General features: G+C 72.1%; 15 protein-coding genes. 10 read left to right on the forward strand and 5 right to left on the reverse strand.

The window, feature by feature from the left end; translation table 11 throughout:
* Positions 1–22: 22 nt before the first annotated feature.
* Positions 23–247, reverse strand: coding sequence for a hypothetical protein (locus tag ABZ297_RS18515; RefSeq protein WP_355347084.1), 225 nt, complete (start codon positions 245–247; stop codon positions 23–25).
* Positions 248–313: 66 nt separating this feature from the next.
* Positions 314–964: a hypothetical protein gene (locus ABZ297_RS18520; RefSeq protein WP_355347087.1), complete on the reverse strand. Its 651-nt coding sequence runs from the start codon at positions 962–964 to the stop codon at positions 314–316.
* A 247-nt stretch (positions 965–1211) separates the two neighbouring features.
* Here ABZ297_RS18520 and ABZ297_RS18525 point away from each other — a divergent pair, with 247 nt between their 5' ends.
* From ABZ297_RS18525 to ABZ297_RS18560, 8 genes are all read left to right on the forward strand, one after another.
* Positions 1212–2765: a CHAT domain-containing protein gene (locus ABZ297_RS18525; RefSeq protein ID WP_355347090.1), complete on the forward strand. Its 1554-nt coding sequence runs from the start codon at positions 1212–1214 to the stop codon at positions 2763–2765.
* 224 nt (positions 2766–2989) lie between these two features.
* Complete coding sequence (locus ABZ297_RS18530) at positions 2990–4336, forward strand: sugar ABC transporter substrate-binding protein (RefSeq protein WP_355347092.1); 1347 nt, start codon at positions 2990–2992, stop codon at positions 4334–4336.
* Positions 4333–5247 (forward strand): sugar ABC transporter permease, encoded by a 915-nt coding sequence (locus tag ABZ297_RS18535; protein WP_355347095.1) that lies wholly within the window; start codon positions 4333–4335, stop codon positions 5245–5247. Before ABZ297_RS18530 ends, ABZ297_RS18535 begins: the two co-directional genes overlap by 4 nt.
* Positions 5244–6056, forward strand: a complete 813-nt coding sequence (locus tag ABZ297_RS18540; protein ID WP_355347098.1) for a carbohydrate ABC transporter permease — start codon at positions 5244–5246, stop codon at positions 6054–6056. Before ABZ297_RS18535 ends, ABZ297_RS18540 begins: the two co-directional genes overlap by 4 nt.
* Positions 6053–7786, forward strand: coding sequence for a glycoside hydrolase family 36 protein (locus tag ABZ297_RS18545; RefSeq protein WP_355347101.1), 1734 nt, complete (start codon positions 6053–6055; stop codon positions 7784–7786). Before ABZ297_RS18540 ends, ABZ297_RS18545 begins: the two co-directional genes overlap by 4 nt.
* Positions 7783–8781, forward strand: coding sequence for a LacI family DNA-binding transcriptional regulator (locus tag ABZ297_RS18550; protein ID WP_355347104.1), 999 nt, complete (start codon positions 7783–7785; stop codon positions 8779–8781). Before ABZ297_RS18545 ends, ABZ297_RS18550 begins: the two co-directional genes overlap by 4 nt.
* Before the next feature lie 69 nt (positions 8782–8850).
* A complete protein-coding gene (locus tag ABZ297_RS18555; protein WP_355347107.1) occupies positions 8851–10785 on the forward strand; it encodes a hypothetical protein in 1935 nt (644 codons plus the stop codon).
* A 138-nt stretch (positions 10786–10923) separates the two neighbouring features.
* Positions 10924–11811, forward strand: a complete 888-nt coding sequence (locus tag ABZ297_RS18560) for a hypothetical protein (protein WP_355347110.1) — start codon at positions 10924–10926, stop codon at positions 11809–11811.
* A 3-nt stretch (positions 11812–11814) separates the two neighbouring features.
* Here the strand turns inward: ABZ297_RS18560 and ABZ297_RS18565 are convergent, their stop codons facing one another.
* A complete protein-coding gene (locus ABZ297_RS18565) occupies positions 11815–12771 on the reverse strand; it encodes a sulfotransferase (RefSeq protein ID WP_355347113.1) in 957 nt (318 codons plus the stop codon).
* 50 nt (positions 12772–12821) lie between these two features.
* Here ABZ297_RS18565 and ABZ297_RS18570 point away from each other — a divergent pair, with 50 nt between their 5' ends.
* Positions 12822–14168, forward strand: coding sequence for a lanthionine synthetase LanC family protein (locus ABZ297_RS18570; RefSeq protein ID WP_355347116.1), 1347 nt, complete (start codon positions 12822–12824; stop codon positions 14166–14168).
* A gap of 21 nt (positions 14169–14189) precedes the next feature.
* On the opposite strand, the gene ABZ297_RS18575 is transcribed toward ABZ297_RS18570, so the two are convergent.
* On the reverse strand, positions 14190–15050 hold the full coding sequence (locus tag ABZ297_RS18575; RefSeq protein ID WP_355347119.1) for an LLM class F420-dependent oxidoreductase: 861 nt from the start codon (positions 15048–15050) through the stop codon (positions 14190–14192).
* Positions 15051–15372: 322 nt separating this feature from the next.
* Between ABZ297_RS18575 and ABZ297_RS18580 the strand changes: the two genes are divergently transcribed.
* Positions 15373–16194, forward strand: a complete 822-nt coding sequence (locus tag ABZ297_RS18580; RefSeq protein ID WP_355347122.1) for an aminoglycoside phosphotransferase family protein — start codon at positions 15373–15375, stop codon at positions 16192–16194.
* Positions 16195–16326: 132 nt separating this feature from the next.
* On the opposite strand, the gene ABZ297_RS18585 is transcribed toward ABZ297_RS18580, so the two are convergent.
* The gene (locus tag ABZ297_RS18585) at positions 16327–17238 is read right to left on the reverse strand and encodes an adenosine deaminase (RefSeq protein WP_355347125.1); all 912 of its coding nucleotides are present in this window, start codon (positions 17236–17238) and stop codon (positions 16327–16329) included.
* Positions 17239–17260 lie beyond the last annotated feature (22 nt).

A 17260-nucleotide genomic window follows, 5' to 3' on the forward strand; every position in this document is an offset into this window, starting at 1 on the left:
GTGAGCGGAATGGTGCCTAGAGCTAAAGAGAAGGGTTGTCGCCCGCCTGATACATCACAGGCGGAAAAATGTCCGCCAGACTTCTGTGGTGACGACGGATCAAGCCGAGGAGCTGCTGCGCCTGGCCGAAGCCGATCCGGCCCGGCTGATGCGCGACGCGGCCGAGGCCGCCGAGCAGGCCAGGGCCGAAGGCGACTCCGCGCTCGGGTCCGTGGCCGAGCGCGCCATGGGTGTGGCCGCCACGCACCTGCGCGACCTGGCCACCGCCACCCGGCACCTGCGCGCCGCCATCCGCCTGGGCCAGCGGGCCGGCTCACCGGAACTGGCCGCCGAGGCGAGGATCAGGCTGGCGTTCGTCATCAGCCTGCGCGGCAAGCCGCAGCAGGCGCTGACGGAGATCGACGGCGCGCTGCCCGCCCTGCACGGCGTCGCGCGGGCGCGCGCCGAGGCCCAGCGCGCCGCCGTCTTCAACCATCTCGGACGCCGCGACCACGCGCTCGCCGGATACCGGATCGCCGTCCCCGCCCTGCGCCGGGCCAGGGACCACCTGTGGCTGCAACGGGTGCTGTCGAACCGGGGCATCGTGCACGGCTACCGCCACGAGTTCGCCGCCGCCGAGGCCGACCTGCGCGAGGCGGAGGAGCTCTGCACCGCGCTCGACCTGGACCTGTCGCTCGCCATCGTCCGGATGAACCTGGGCTGGGTGAGCGCCGTGCGGGGCGACGTCCCGGCCGCGCTCGCCTACCTCGACAGCGCCGAGCAGCGCTTCCGCGCGCTGGGCACGCACCAGCTCGGCTGGCTCCTCACCGACCGCAGCGAGCTGCTGCTGTCGGTCGGCCTGGTCACGGAGGCCCGGCACGCCGCCCAGGAGGCCGTCGAGGAGCTCCAGAGCGGCCGGCGCACGATCGGCCTGCCCGAGGTGCGCCTCCTCCTCGCCCGCACGTCCGGCCTGGACGGCGCCCACCTCGAAGCGGAGCAGGAGGCCAGGCGGGCCGTCGCCGAGTTCACCAGGCAGGGCCGCCCCGACTGGGCGGCCCTGGCCCGCTTCGCCGTCCTGCGCGCCCGGGTCGCCCTGGCCGGATCGAGGGGGGCGAGGCCGCCGGGCGTCGGGACGCTGGAGCGGGCGGCGCGGGAGCTGGGCGAGGCGGGCTGGCCGGGTGCCGCGCTGGAGGCGCAGATCCTCGCCGCCCGGCTCGCCATGGAGCGGGGGGGTGGCCGAGCGGGCCCGCGGCCAGCTCGGCCGGGCCGCCGCGGCCCGGTTCCGCGGGCCGGCCCTGCTGCGCGCCCGCGCCTGGTACGCCGCCGCGCTGCTGCGCTCGTCCACCGGCAACCGGCGGGGGATGGCGACGGCGGCGCGGGCCGGGCTGCGCGTCCTGGACGAGCACCGGGCCACGCTGGGTGCGACCGACCTGCGGGCGCACAGCGCGCAGTACCGGGTGGAACTGGCCGAACTCGGGTTGCGGACCGCCCTGAGCGCCCGCCGCCCCGCCGCCGTCCTCGCCTGGGCGGAGGAGGGGCGGGCGAGCCACCTGCTGATGCCGCCTGTCTACCCGTCCGACGACCCCGACCTCGCCGAGCGGCTGAGCGAGCTGCGGATGGTCGTGGACGAGATCAACGACCGGCGGCGCTCGGGGCAGCCCACCACGCTGCTCGACCAGCGCCAGCTCGCCCTCGAACGGGAGATCCGCGACCACCGCCGCCGCCAGCCGGCCGCCCGTCCCGGCCTGCCCGCGCGGCCCGTCCAGGCCGGGCGGCTGGCCGAGGTGGCGGGGGACGCCGTCCTGGTCGAGTTCGTCCTGCTGGACGGGGAGCTGCACGCGGTCACCGTCGCCGGGAGTCGCCTCTGGCTGGACCACCTCGGGCCCGCCGCACCGGTCCGCGACCTCATCGACCGCGTCCCCTTCGCTCTGCGCCGGCTGGCTGGGCGCACGAGCAACGCGAGCAGCAAGGCGGCGGCGGAGATGCTCGGCCACGCCGTCGAGCACCTGGACGACCTGCTGCTGCGCCCGCTGTCCCGCCGCCTCGCCGACCGCCCCCTCGTGGTGATCCCCACCGGGCCGTTGCAGGCGCTGCCGTGGTCGCTCCTGCCGTCGTGCGCGGGCCGCCCGGTCACCGTCTCGCCGTCCGCGACGCTCTGGCACGCCGCCGCGTCCCCGGACACCGGAGCGGGGAACGGGGCGGGGCCACCGGCCAGGGACGGGCACGTGCTGTCCGTCGCCGGGCCGGGGCTGCCGGGCGCGCGGGTGGAGGCGGAGGCGGTGGCGGGCATCCACGCGGCCGGGGCGCTGGTCGGCGGGCAGGCGACGGCCGAAGCGGTGCTGGAGGGGCTCGACGGCGCCCGCCTCGCGCACCTGGCCGCGCACGGGCGGCTGCACGCCACGAACCCGCTCTTCTCCGCCCTCCACCTGGCCGACGGCCCGCTGACCATCTACGACCTGGAACGGCTGCGGCGCGCCCCGCGGCTGGTCGTGCTGGCCGCCTGCGACAGCGGACGGCCGATCGTGCGGGCCGGCGACGAGTTGCTCGGGCTCAGCGCCACCTTCCTCGCGCACGGCTCCAGGACCATCGTCGCGTCCGTCATCCCCGTCCCCGACGCCGAGACCACCGCGCCGATGATCGCCCTGCACCGGCTGCTCGCCGCCGGCCACTCGGCCGCCTCCGCCTTGGCGCGGGTCCAGCAGTCGGCCTCCGACGAGGCCCTGGCCGCCTCGGCGGGGTTCGTCTGCATCGGCGCCGACACCGGGATCCCGTTGACGCCGCTCTGACGCGGCGGGGTGTCAGCGCAAGTCCCAACGCAAGTCCTCCGGATTTTTGCGGATCTCTGTTGGTTTCCCACATTTCAACGGCGCTGCGGGCGCCTGTCAATGACTTGCCGCCGACTGCTGTCGCTTGGGCTGAAAGTTTTCGTTCAACTCTTGCAAGTGTGAGAAATCTGGATGTAACGTCTCGGCGCGTCAGGCCCATCTCTGCGCCCCCCGGGAGACCGACCATGGCCAACCTCGACCGCCGCCGATTCCTCCAGCTCAGCGCTCTGGCCGCGGGAGGTGCGGCGCTCACCGCGTGCGGCGGCGGAGGCGCCGCCTCGGCTCCCGCCACCGTCGGGCCCACCGGCACGGCCGCCACCGGCGACATCACGGTGTGGAGCTGGCAGGGCCCGGCCGCGATGATGAAGGCCCTCGTCCCGGACTTCCAGAAGCAGTTCCCCAAGATCAAGGTGGAGGTCCAGGACATCGGCAACCCCGCCATCTGGGACAAGATCACGTCCGGCATGGCCGCCGGTGGCCAGGGGCTCGGCGACGTCCTGCACATCGGCGTCGACTACCTGCCCGCCTACATCGAGAAGTTCCCCGACGGGCTGGCCGACCTGGTGCCGCTCGGCGCCGACCAGCACAAGGCCAAGTTCGCCCAGGGCATGTGGGAGACGGTCAGCCGCGACGGCAAGGTCTACGCCCTGCCCTGGGAGGCCAACTCGGCCGGCTTCTACTACCGCGCCGACCTGTTCGACAAGGCCGGCGTGGACGTGGAGGCGCTCCAGACCTGGGACGAGGTCATCGAGGCCGGGATCAAGCTCAAGGAGAAGACCGGGGTCCAGCTCCTCGGCATCAACAAGCCCGCCACGCAGGCCGACTCCGCCGGCCTCTTCCAGACGCTGCTGCAACTGCAGGACAGCTTCTACTTCGACATGCAGGGCAACGTCACGCTCGACACGCCCCAGGCCGTCACCGCCCTGACGATCATCAAGAAGCTCAACGACGCCGGACTCGTCGCGGACATGGCGGGCGGCTGGAACACGATGATCAGCTCGATCAAGAAGGGCAGCGTCGCCGTCCAGGCGATGCCGACCTGGTTCGGCGGCATCATCGAGGAGAGCGCCCCCGGCGACAAGGGCAAGTGGAAGGTGCGGCTGCCCCCGGCCGTGACGGCGGGCGGCAAGGTCTCGGCCACCGTCAACTCCACGCACCTGGCCGTGGCGGGCACCAGCAAGCACAGGGAGGCGGCCTTCGCCTTCGCCGAGTTCATCCTCACCCGTCCCGAGAACCAGGTGAAGATCTACAAGGGGAAGGGCATCGCGCCCGCCCTGATGGCCGCCTACGACGACCCGGTCTTCCACGAGCCGTCGGCGTTCTTCAGCGGGCAGAAGAAGGGCGAGATCTTCCTCAACGCGCTCAAGCAGCCGTCGTACGTGACCAACTACTCGGCCGACTACTCCCGCGCGCTGAAGGCCGTCGACGACGCCCAGAGCAAGGTGCTGCTCAAGGGCGCCGACCCGGCCGCCGTGCTCAAGGAGGCCGCCGACCTCGTCGCCCAGCAGACCGGGCGCAAGGTCCTGCGATGACCGCGCTCTCCGAACGGGTCTCGGCCAGACCGGCGACCAGGACGCGGGACAGGCGGCAGGGCATGCGGCTCGCGCCGTACCTGTTCGTGCTGCCCGCGCTCGCCCTGTTCGCGATCTTCAAGCTGTACCCGATCGCCTGGTCCTTCTGGCTCAGCCTGTTCAGGACCGACGGCGCGCTCCAGACGTTCGCGGGCGCCGCCAACTACCAGCGGCTGGTCGGCGACCCGCTGTTCTGGACGTCGCTGCGCAACACCGGCGTCATCCTGCTGGTGCAGGTGCCGGTCATGCTGGTGCTGGCGATGGGCCTGGCGGTGGCGCTCAACTCCTCGCTGCTGAGGTTCAAGGGCTTCCTCCGGCTCGGCTTCTTCATGCCGATGATCACCGGGCTGGTGGCGTACGGCGTGCTCTTCACGGTGCTGCTCAACCCGCAGTCGGGGTTGGTCAACTGGGTCATCGGGCTGGTCGGCGTGCCGGAGATCCCGTGGCTGACCGACACGTTGTGGGCCCGCATCGCCATCGGGCTCGCGCTGACCTGGCACTACACCGGCTACAACGCGGTGATCTTCCTGTCGAGGCTGCAGGCGCTGCCCAAGGACCACTACGACGCCGCCAGCGTGGACGGGGCCGGCGCCTGGAACCGCTTCAGGCACGTCACGCTGCCAGGGCTGCGCCCGGTCATCCTGCTCACGCTGGTGATGTCCACGATCGGCACGCTCCAGCTGTTCGACGAGCCGTACGTGATGACCAACGGCGGGCCCGACAACAGCACCATGACCGTCGGCCTGTACCTGTACAACAACGGCTTCAGGTTCCTCGACTTCGGCTACGCCTCGGCCATCGCCTACGCGCTCGCCGTGATCATCGGGATCCTCGGCGTCGTTCAGTTCCGCTTCCTGGGAGAGCGACCGTGACCCGCCGCGTGATGCTCACCTCGTCGCTGCTGATCATCGTCACCGTGGTGCTGGTGCCGTTCTACTGGCTGGTCGTCGCCAGCACGCACAGCACGGCCGAGGTGTTCGACAGCCCGCCGCCGCTGCTGCCGGGCGCCCATCTCCTGGAGAACCTGGCCAACCTGGAGTCCTCCATCGGCTTCAGCAGAGTCGTGCTCAACTCGGTGCTGATCGCCACGATCTACACCGTCCTGGCCGGGCTGGTCTGCACGATGGCCGGGTACGGCTTCGCCAAGTACGACTTCCGCGGCAAGGAGCTGATGTTCGGCCTGCTGATGCTCGGCCTGGTCATCCCCAGCCAGGTGACGCTGGTGCCGCTGTTCAAGATGATGCTGGCGCTCGACTGGCTCAACACCTACCAGGCGGTCATCCTGCCCAACCTGGCGCTGCCGTTCGGCATCTTCCTCATGCGGCAGTCGATGTCGGCGCTGCCCACCGAGCTGCTGTCGGCCGGACGCGTCGACGGCTGCGGCGAGCTGCGGCTGTTCGTCCGGGTGGTGCTGCCGCCGATGCGGCCCGCGCTCGCCGCGCTGGGCATCTATCTCTTCCTGTACCAGTGGAACGACTTCGTCTGGCCGCTCATCGCGCTGCGCACGCGGGACGCCTACACGATCCCGCTGGCCATCGCGTCCCTCCAGGGCGCCACCGAGACCGACTACGGCCAGATCCTGGCGGGCACGGCCGTCGCCGCGATCCCGATGGCGATCCTCTTTCTGCTGCTACAACGACACTTCGTATCCGGACTTCTCGCGGGAGCTGTAAAAGAGTGAGCGTCACTACCGCCGGGCTCGCGCCCGCGCCCACCGAGCACCTACTCGACGACGTACGGCTGGCCGTCCTCACGAAGGGCGCGCCCGCCCGGTGGTTCCTGGAGCCCCGACCGGACGGCACGGACGTGCTGGACGTGCACGCCGACGACGACCTGGAGATCAGGCTGTCGGTTCCGCTCGGTGACGCGGTGGGGTTCTGGCATCCCGACGCGGGCTGGAAGCGGACGGTCGTCGCCGACTGGGCGGGGCATGCGCGGGTCTCGCTGGTGCAGGGGGCCGTCGCGGGGTGCCTGTATGACAGCGCCGGGGCGTCCATGCTGGCGTTCGCCGCGCTCGACTCGGTGCCCGAGACCACGATCCGGTTCGGCGTCTCGGAGGAGAACAAGACGTTCGTGGTGCACTTGCACGTGCCGGCGGGGCGCTCGCCGTACAAGATCGCGTTCGCGCGGCGGCAGCCGAGTGTCGCCGCCGCGATGCGGGTGCTGCGCCGCGGGCTGGGAGAGGGGCAGGCGGAGGTGCCGGAAGGGGCGCGGCTGCCGGTCTACTCGACCTGGTACGGGTTCAGCCAGGCGGTCGAGGACGCGGCCGTCGCCGCGGAGGCGCGGCTGGCCGCGGAGCTGGGCTGCGGCGTAATCATCCTGGACGACGGGTGGCAGGAGCTGGGCAACGGGCGGGGCTATCAGGGTGTGGGGGATTGGCGACCCGATACGACGAAATTTCCGGATTTCGCGGGGCATGTCGCTCGGGTGCGGGGATACGGGCTGAAGTACCTGGCCTGGGTGGCTCCGCTGCTGCTCGGCCCCGAAGCCGAGTGCTACGCGGAGCTGTCGCCGTACGCGCCGCAGCCGGGCTGGACGCCGGGCGCGCAGGTGCTCGACCCGCGCAGGCCGGAGGTGCGCGCGCACGTCGTGGACCTGTGCGTGCGGCTGGTCGCCGACTACGGGCTCGACGGCTTGAAGATCGACTTCCTGGACCAGGCGATGGTCTACGCGGGGCGGCCAGGGCGCGACGGCGACATCCCGGACGTGGGAACCGCCATGCAGCTCATGCTGTCGGACCTGGTCGCCGCGGTCGAGGCGGTGCGGCCGGGGGCGCTGATCGAGCTGCGGCAGCCGTACGTCGGGCCGGGCATGGCGCCCTTCGGCTCCATGCTGCGGGCCGACGACTGCCCGGCCGACGCCGTCGCCAACCGGGTGCGCACCATCGACGTCGGGCTGCTCAACGTCCGCGGCGCCGTCCACGCCGACATGCTCATGTGGGACCCGGCCGCCCCCGCGCACAGCGCCGCGCGGCAGCTCATCGGCGCGCTGCACGCCGTCCCGCAGATCTCGGCCAGGCTCGGCGAGCTGACGGACGAGCACCGGCGGATGGTCGCGTTCTGGCTGCGGCGCTGGCAGGAGCTGCGGCCGCTGCTGCTCGACGGGGAGGTCGAGCCCGGCCGCCCCGACGAGCTGTACCCGGTGGTCAGTGCCGCCCTGGGCGACGAGTGCGTGATCAGCGTGACGAGCGACCGGGTGGTCCCCGTCGGGGCGTTCCGTAAGGTCACCGTGGTGAACGGCACCTCGTCCGGCAGGCTGGTGCTGGACGTCGCCGGCGACGATCTGTCCGTCTCGGAAACCCGCGCCGCTGACGGCTCTATGATCGTTGCGACGGCCGGGACGTTGCGGCCGGGCCTGTGCTCGCTGGACGTCCCGCCCTCTGGGCTGGCGGTGCTGGAGGTGAGATCGTGAAGATCGGCATCACCGAGGTCGCGGCCAGGGCTGAGGTGAGCGAGGCCACCGTCAGCCGTGTCATCAACCGCCGCACCGGGGTCTCCGCCAAGACCCGCGAGGCCGTCGAGCGCGCCATGGCCGAGCTCGGCTACGAGCGCAGCACCCGGGGGCAGATCGTCGCGGTGATCACGCCCTGGCTGTCCAACCCGTTCTTCGCGGACGTCGCCGAGCTGATCGAGGCCGCGCTGGCCCCGCACGGGCTCAAGGGGGTCGTCTGCCCGGCGCTGCCGGGAGGGATACAGGAGCGCGAGTTCGTCACGGCGCTGGCCGACCACGGGGTGGCCGGGGTGGTGTTCCTGTCGGCCAGCAACACGATCGAGAACGCCGACCCCGAGACGTACAACGTGCTGGCCGCCCGGCGCATCCCGTTCATCGGCGTCAACGGCGGCTTCGACGGGCACGACGCGCCCGTGCTCGCCACCGACGACTACCTGTCGGCTGAGCTGGCCGTCGACCACCTGTGGGCTCTCGGGCACCGCAGGATCGGGCTGGCCTCGGGCCCGACGGGCAACCGGCCGGCCGACCGGCGGGTGGAGGGGTTCACCTCCGCGCTGGTGCGGCGCGGGGTCGACGATCCCGGCGCGCTGGTGGTGAGGCAGCACTACACGATCGAGGGCGGGCAGTCGGCGACGGCCGAGCTGCTGCGGCGCGGGGTGAGCGCGGTCGTGGCGGCCAGTGACTACATGGCGCTCGGGGCCGTCAGGGCGGTGCGCAGGCAGGGGCTGACCGTCCCCGGCGACGTCTCGATCGTGGGGCACGACGGGTCGATGATCATGGAGTTCGTGGACCCGCCGCTGACCACCGTCCGGCAGCCGATCGACCGGCTGGCCAAGGAGGTGGCCCGCAGCATCGTCGCCCTGGTGAGCAACCGCGAGGTCCCGAAGGGCGAGCTGCTGTTCAGCCCCGAGCTGGTCGTGCGCGGCTCCACGGCGCCTCCGCGCGGCTCCCGGTAGACCTTCGCGAATCCACCTTTCTCATCCTCTCGTACGCCCCCCATTCATCCGATCATCGGGAGAATAACCATGAGAGTGCTATCCGTCCTGCTGGGTTCCTCGCTCCTGGCCGCCGCCGCCCTCACCCCCGCACACGCCGCCGCGGGCGGCGGCCCGCTGGTCGTGGTCAACCCCGGCTTCGAGAAGGGCGCCGAAGGCTGGACGTTCACCGACGGCACCGGCGTCGCCACCAACAACCCCCACGGCGGCGCCAAGCTCATCTACCTCGACGCGGGCGCGGGCAGGAGCGTGAGCCAGGTCATCACGTCCCCGGCGGCCGGCCGCTACACGATCTCGGCCTGGATCGCGACGGGCGGCCCCGGCGGCACGTTCGCCGTCCGGCGCAACGGCGCCGACGCCGGAACCGTCACGCTGCCCGCACGTTCCACCTACAGCAGGTACACGATCTCCAACGTGGAGCTGGCCGAGGGTGACCGGCTGGAGATCGTGTTCGGCTCGGGATCCGGCTGGGTCAACGCCGACGACGTGATGGTCTCGCCGGGAGCCACCGCCGACCCGCGCGTGACCTCGTCCAACCCCAAGGTCGTCGAGCTGTTCGCGTGGTCGAAGGCGAAGGCGGGCAGCTGGGTCCACCAGGACGGCGCGCCCGGCCTGCTCGACGTGGACGAGCGCCAGCCCGGCGGCACCGGCGAGGGGACCTACGCCCCGTCGTACTGGGCCGGGTACGCCCACCGCAGCGGCTACTACTCGCGCGACTTCGCGCACCAGCTCGCGGGCGCGCACATCCTCGGCCTGGCCGACGAGAACAGGAACATGCTGCGCTCCTTCGCCGTCTCCGCGACCGAAGAGCACAAGTTCTACCCTGTGTGGGCGCTGAACTTCGACGCCAAGACCTACCTGGACATCGACTACCGGTCGCCGACGAACTTCGTCCGCGAGGTGCCGGCCACGTTCGAGCTGGTCGAGAAGGCCAACCAGGCCTACCGCTGGAGCGGCGACCGTTCCTACCTGGACGACCCGGTGTTCTGGGACTACTACCGGCACGCCACCGGCGAGTTCGTCACCCTGCACGACGGCCGGCTCGCCAACGGGGTGGCCGAAGGCACCGGCAAGGGCATCTTCCAGGGGGCCGCCAGCTACAACGAGGCCGGCGACGAGCCGCTGGCGGAGGCCGGCGACTCGATCGGCGCGCAGTACCAGGCGTACCGCGCGCTCGCCGACCTCGCCTTCGACAAGGACGACGTCAAGCTGTCGCGCGCGTACGCCAAGAAGGCGGAGGACCTGAAGCGGTACTTCAACGACACCTGGAGCGTCAAGCCGGGCACGGGCGAGTTCGTCCGCGCCTACACGGTCGACGGCACCCCGCTCACCGGCTTCGGCAACGAGAACAGCTGGTTCATGCCGATGAAGGGGATCATCGACGCAGGCCCGCGCAACGACGCCTACCTCGACTTCGTCGACGCCGAGGCGAGCGGCGCCGGGAAGCCGAGTAACATCGAGGCGATCACGTACCTGCCCGACACCTTCTTCAGGCACAACCGGAACGAGACCGCCTGGAAGTGGATGCAGTACGTCTACGACCAGCGCGAGAACAAGCACGTCAGCCGCCGCCAGGGGCTCAACGGCGACTACCCGGAGGTGTCGTTCACGCTGGTCAGCCAGACGGTCGAGGGGCTGATGGGCATCCAGCCCGACGTGCCCAGGCGCACCGTGGCCACGCTGTCGCGGCTGCCCGCCGACATCGGCTGGCTGCAGGTGGACGACGTGCCCGTCGGCGACGGGACGGTGAGCGTCCGGCACGACGGGCAGACGTCCACGACGTTCACCAACGGGTCGGACGAGCTGCGCTTCTGGGAGGCGCGCTTCCTGGGTGAGCACCGCTGGCTGGAGGTCAACGGCCACCGCGCCGCCGGCCACCCCAAGGTGATCGACGGGGTCCGGTACACGGTGGCCGTCGTCCCCGTGCGCGGCGGCCAGACGGCCACCGCCAAGATCGCCGGCTGATATCGGGAGGGAGCGGGCGCCGTAATCGGCGCCCGCTTTCCCATTAAGCTCATAGGAAATACAGGAAAACCTATGATGCCAGCCAAGGATCGGTGAATCTCCATGAGTGCGCGCCAGCCGGCTCCTAGCCTCGTCCCCATGTCGATCGATGTGCTTCCAGAGCCCGGCCGCTCGGTGGTCGCGGTCCTCCCGCCCGTCGCGGGAGAGGGACACTGGGCGGGCGCGCCCAGCGCGGTCGCGGCTGACGGCCGCATCTATCTCGCCTACCGCCTGCGGCGCCCCGTGGGGGAGGGGCGCGGCTACGCGATCGTGGTCGCCGTTTCCGCGGACGGCGAGCGGTTCGAGACGCTGACCACGATCACCCAGGACGAGATGGACACCGACTCCCTCGAACGTCCGGCCCTGGTGCGCACGCCCGAGGGGCGCTGGCGGCTCTACCTGAGCTGCGCCACCCGCGACACCAAGCACTGGCGCGTGGAGGTCCTGGAAGCCGACGACCCGGCCGCGTTCGACCCGCGCGAGCGCCGGACCGTCCTGCCCGGCGACCCCAAGACCGGGGTGAAGGACCCGGTGATCCTCAGGAAGGGCGGCAGGTGGCACCTGTGGGCGTGCTGCCACCCCCTGCAGGACCCCGGCGAGACCGACCGCATGGTCAGCGACTATGCGACCAGCGCGGACGGCCTCGACTGGACCTGGCACGGTACGGCGCTGACCGGCCGCCCCGGCGCCTGGGACTCCCGCGGCGCCCGGATCACCGCCGTGCGCTTCGACGGCGACCGGGTCCTCGCGTACTACGACGGGCGGGCCGGCGCCGAGGAGAACTACGAGGAGCGCACGGGCCTCGCGGTGGGCACGGACCCTGCCGCGCTGACCCCGGTGGGCGCCGCGCCCGCCGCGTCCTCCCCGCACCGCGGCGGCGGGCTGCGTTACCTGGACCTGGTGGACCTGCCCGGCGGGCGGGTGCGCCTCTACTACGAGTACACCCGCGCCGACGGCGCCCACGAGCTCCGCACGGAACTCCGCTGACGGTCACGAGGCGGCGAAGCGGCCGTTTCTGGCCTGGCGCTGGCCCGGCGGGCGGGCGCCGATCAGCCCGCCCGAGCGCTCCCTCGGGCGGAGCCAGTCGGAGTAGTCGTCGCCGGTGACCTTCTGCAACAGCTCGACGTCGGCCGCGAAGTACGGGATGAGCTGCTGCCGCTGCTCCCAGGTGAGCGGACGTCGCGACCGTCCCCGGCGCTGGAGCAGGCGCTCGATCGGCTCGCCCAGCGCGCCGGGCAGGAAGCGGCGGAACGTGGCGAGCATCCGGTGTCGCTGGCCCGGGTCCGGATGCGCAGTCACGTTCTCCCGCGGGGCCTCGGTGAGCAGGCCCTGTTCCACGCCGAGGAAGGCGCAGATGCGGTCGAGCGTCCCGGCTGGTCTGTCGACGAGGTCGCGGTATCGGAAGATCAGCACCTGCTCGCGGGGGAAGAGCGTGAACAGGCTCGCCAGTTGCTCGCCGTACCGGCCGAGGGCGGTGTAGTGCCAGAAGTGGTCCCAGCCGGCGGCGATCCGCTGCTCCTCCGCGGCGCAGGCCCGGACGACGTCGTCGATCGGTTCGAGCCCAGCCGACCACAGGTGCGTCCAGTTGGAGTGGGCCCGCTCGACGGGGTCGCGCAGGATCACGATGAGCCTGGCCTGCGGGATGGTCTTCCTGATCCGGTGGTGCGCGGCGCGGTCGTAGAGGTAGAACGGGGTGGACTCACCGCACAGCGTCCCGGCGGGGGCGGCGGCGAACAGGGCCTCGTAGTCCGCGCGCCGCCAGATCCGCTCGCGGAACGTGCGGGCGTCGCCCGGGCCGCCTCTTGCCGGGGGCGGGCCGTCCGTGAGGAAGTACTTGGGCTCCTTCACCGGCGACAGGTAGAGGGCCGGATGCGCGCGGAGGGCTGAGTGCAGGGCGGTGGTCCCGGCCTTGGGTGCGCCGATCACCAAGAAGTTCGGTAAAGGCATGCCTTTCAGGTTAACCTCAATTTCCTACCAGATATATGGGATACTGAGGTATGAGCCTGGATCGCACGCGCTCATCGAGCGAACGTGCCGAGACACCGCTGACCGCCGCGATCATGGCGGGTCGGTGGATCCGCTCGGCCGCCGTGGACGACGAGCACGGCCGCCACTGGCGGGCCAACCCCGACGTCCGGGGCAGATCGGCCGTCGCGCCGGAACCCGCGTCCCTCTACGCGGGCGCGTCCGGCATCGTGCTGTTCTTCCTGGAACTGGCCGCCGCGACCGGCCACGAGGCCTACCTCGAAGACGCCCGCGCCGGCGCCCGCTACCTCGCCGCCACCTGGCAGGACGTCACCGATGTCACCCTCTACCACGGCCTGGCCGGGATCGCCGTCGCCCTCACCCACGCGGGCTGGGTGCTCGGCGACGGCCGCTTCGACGAAGCCGCCGCGGGCGCCGCCGACCGGATCGTCAGATCCGCGCGCCGCCTCGACGACGGCGGCCTCGGCTGGTCACGCGAGCACGCCCAACGCGGCGACGGCGGCGTGGTGCTCGGCCTGCTGCACGCCGCCGCCATGCTCGGCACACCCGCCTACGAGGACGTGGCCGTCGAAGCAGGCGCCCGCATCGCCGGGCTCTCCGTGCCCGGCCACCGCTTCGGCGACTGCGCAGACCTGCCCGTCGACGCCGTCACCCCAGGCTTCCTGTCCGGGACGGCCGGCACCGCCTACCTCCTCGCCCGCCTGTACGGCGTCACCGGCGACCACGCGTTCCTCCAGGCGGCACACCGGGGCGCCGACTTCGTCAGAACCGTCAGCGCCATCACCGACAGGTGCGCGGCCGTGCCCCACCACCTGCCCCACGGCAGGGAACTGCACTACCTCGGCTTCTGCTCCGGCTCGGCGGGCGTGGCCCGGACGTTCTACGAGCTGTACCGCGTCACCGGCGACGTCGAGGACCTCGACTGGGCCGAGCGGCTCGCGCACGGCATCGTCCGCAGCGGGGCGCCGCACCGGCAGACGTCCGGGTACTGGAACGTCTCGTGCCAGTGCTGCGGCACCGCCGGGCTGCTCGAACTCTTCGTGGGGCTGTGGGCGGCGACCGGGCGGCCGGCCTACCTCGACCACGCGCGCACGCTCGCCGACCACCTCATCGGCCGGGCCACCGACCACGACGGCAGAGGGTTGCGCTGGTACCAGGCGTACCGGCGGCTGCGTCCGGGGGAGGTGTCGGCCGACACCGGGTACATGGTGGGCGCGGCGGGCATCGGCGCGGCCCTGCTGCACCTGGACGCGGCGATGCAGCCCGACCAGGCCCGCCGGGTCATCCTGCTGCCGGACAACCCCTTCCCCGCCATCCCCGTTCCGCCCCCGGCCCTGCGCGGGGACGGTGAGAGCTAGCCAATGGGGTCACCGGGCGCGCTACCCCGGGAGGAGGGCGAAGCGCTCGGCGAACGCGGACATCTCCTCGCGTTGCTGCTCCGGTTCTGCGGCGCTGAGGTTCACCACGATGCGGGTCACGCCCTGCTCGGCGTACGCCTCGACCTGTTCGGCGGAGATGTCGGTCGAACCCCATCGGGTGTACTCCAGCGCCTGCGGGTCGCGTCCGGCCTCGGCGGCGGCCGAGCGGGCGAGGTCCATCTGGATGGCGCGCTCCTCGAGGTCGAGCCTGCCGCCGGGGAAGTAGCCGTCGCCGCGTCGACCGGCGCGGCGCGCGGCCGCCCTGCTCGACCCGCCGACGTGGATCGGCAGGTGCGAGACCCCGTAGGGCTTCGGGAACTGGCACAGGTCGTCGAAGGCGAAGAACTCTCCGTCGTGGCTGACACCCTGCTCGTCGCCGGCCCAGAGCAGCCGCATCACGTCGATCGCCTCGTCGGCGCGGCGGCCGCGGGTGCCGAAGTCGACCCCGGTCGCCTTGGCCTCGCCCGGCAGCGAGCCGAGACCCACGGTCAGCAACCGCATCCGCCCCTTGGACAGCACGTCGATGGTCGCCAGGCGCTTGGCCAGGACCACCGGGTGGTGGTACGGCAGCAGCAGCACGCCCGTCCCGAGCAGGATCCGCTGCGTGGCCGCGGCGACGAAGCTCAGGCAGTCGAGCGGATCGCCGTACGGCAGCGACGGCGGGAGCTCGAAGGGGCCGACCATGGCACCGGGATACAGCGCGATGTGCTCCGGCAGGTACAGCGACTCGAAGCCGCAGTCCTCGGCATGCCGAGCGTAGGCCGTGATCTTTTCAGGGTCGACGCCGTAGTAGGCCGTGTTGTAGCTGATCCCGAACTTCATCGCCACTCCTCCGATCGGCGGATGCGCGATCGCCCTCCTGTCGCCTGACCACCCGCCACCGCGGCCACGCTAGAACCTTCTCACCGGTGTCAAGGCAACTCGCGCCGCTCGGGCGGGCCGGGCAGCGGACGCTGTGCCCGCGTCGTCCAGGCGCAGACCGGGCGCTGTCCACGGCCCGCCCGCGTCGCCCGGGCGCAGACGGGGCTGTCGTGGTGAAGGGCCTGTCGCTCACCGAATCCGGGGGCGAGCCGCGTTAGCCTCGATGACCACTGCCTGGGCTTCCTGCCCGGCTGACGTGCGGACGGCATGGGGGACGGGGCGCATGACGGTCGGTCAGTTCACCACACACGACCTCGACATCCGCGACGACATCGTGATCAAGCGGTACACGTCGTGGCACCGGCGAGAGCCCCAGCGTGAATGGGCGGTGCTGACGTTCCTGGCCGAGCACGCCCCCGGCCTCGCACCCGCACCGGTCAGGGCCGAGCTCGACGCGGTCCCGCCCACCGTGGTGATGACCCGGCTGCCCGGCAGCCCGCTCCGGGGCCGGCAGGCCGGTCGCGAGCAGATCGCGGCCCTGGCTGCCGCGCTCACCCGGCTCCACCGCGACATCCCGGTTCGGGCGGTGAACACGATCCCGCCGGCCGCGTGGGGCCCGGGCGCCGCCGTCGCGAAGGTACGCCGGAGGGCCGGCGAACGGCCCGACCTCGGCGACGATCCGCGCGTCGTGGAGGCCGTCGCCCAGGGGGTGGCCTGGCTGGCCACCTCGGCCCCCGACCGGCTCGCCACCGACCCGTTGCCGCCGGTCCTCGGGCTGGCCGACGGGAACCACGCCAACTACCTCTGGGACCCGGCGAGCGGCCAGGTGCGGATGGTCGACTGGGAGGACTCCGGGCGCAGCGATCGCGCGTTCGAGGTCGCCGAGGTGGTCGAGCACATCTCCCACCTCGACGGCGGCTTCGCCGGTGATGCGCTGCTGTCGCAGCTCGACCTGACCGGCGTCGAGGTGAGGGTGCGGGACTTCCGGCGGCTGCTCGCGCTCGGCTGGCTGCTCATCCTCGGCCCTGGCGGGCCGTGCGCCCGCCGGAACCCGCCCGGCGCACTGGAGCGGCAAGCCGAGCACGTGCTCGCGCTGCTCGGTTGACGGCCCGCGCAGCCGCTCCCGCCACTGACACCGTCCGGGAGCCGACCGGCGGACCGGCGCGCAGGCCCGCCGGCTGGGCCGCGGAGTACGCCCCGGACCTCGGGTGAGTGGTTCGCGGGCCGGTTCGGGGCCTCAGGCCTTGAAGGCGGCTTCGAAGGAGTTGCGGGCGAGCTGGTCGAGCTGGTCCTCCGTCATGCCCAGCTCGTCGCGGAGGGCGCGGTAGTTGTCCTCGACGTAGCCGCCGAAGTAGGCCGGGTCGTCCGAGTTGACCGTGACGAGCAGGCCCTCGTCCAGCATGGCGGGCAGGATGTGGTCGCGCAGCGACGGCACGGCGCGCAGCCGGACGTTCGACAGCGGGCACACCGTCAGCGGGATGCGCTCCTCGCGCAGCCGGGCCACGAGCTGCGGGTCCTCCATGGCCCTGATGCCGTGGTCCACCCGCTCGACCCGCAGGATGTCCAGCGCCTCCCACACGTAGTCGGGGCCGCCCTCCTCACCCGCGTGCGCCACCCGGTGCAGCCCTTCGGCGGCGGCGATCTCGAAGACCCGCCTGAACAGCGACGGCGGGTAGCCCACCTCGGCCGAGTCGAGCCCGACGCCGATGAACTGGTCCCGGTACGGCAGCGCCGCCCGCAGCACCTGCTCGGCCTCCTCGGCCCCGCGGTCGCGCAGGAAGCACAGGATCAGCTCGGCGGACACGTCGCTGTCGCGCAGCGCCGCCGTCAGCCCGCCGAACACCACCCCCAGCGGCACCCCCCTGACCAGGTGGGCCTGCGGGTCGAAGAAGATCTCGGCGTGCTGGACCCCGGCCCGCTTCAGGTAGGCGGTGGCGAGGTCGTAGAAGTCCTGCTCGGTCCTGAGCACCGCCATGTTCTCGTAGTAGATGTCGAGGAACGACTGGAGGTTCGTGAAGTCGTAGCGGGCCCTGATGGCCTCCACGTCGAAGGTCGGCAGCTCGATCCGGTTGCGCCGGGCCAGCTCGACGACGAGCTCGGGTTCGAGGGTGCCTTCGATGTGCAGGTGGAGTTCCGCTTTGGGCCGCATGGCGTCGAGTAAACCGGACGGC

It is taken from the genome of Nonomuraea sp. NPDC005983 (genome assembly GCF_040614375.1).
GTDB lineage: Bacteria > Actinomycetota > Actinomycetes > Streptosporangiales > Streptosporangiaceae > Nonomuraea.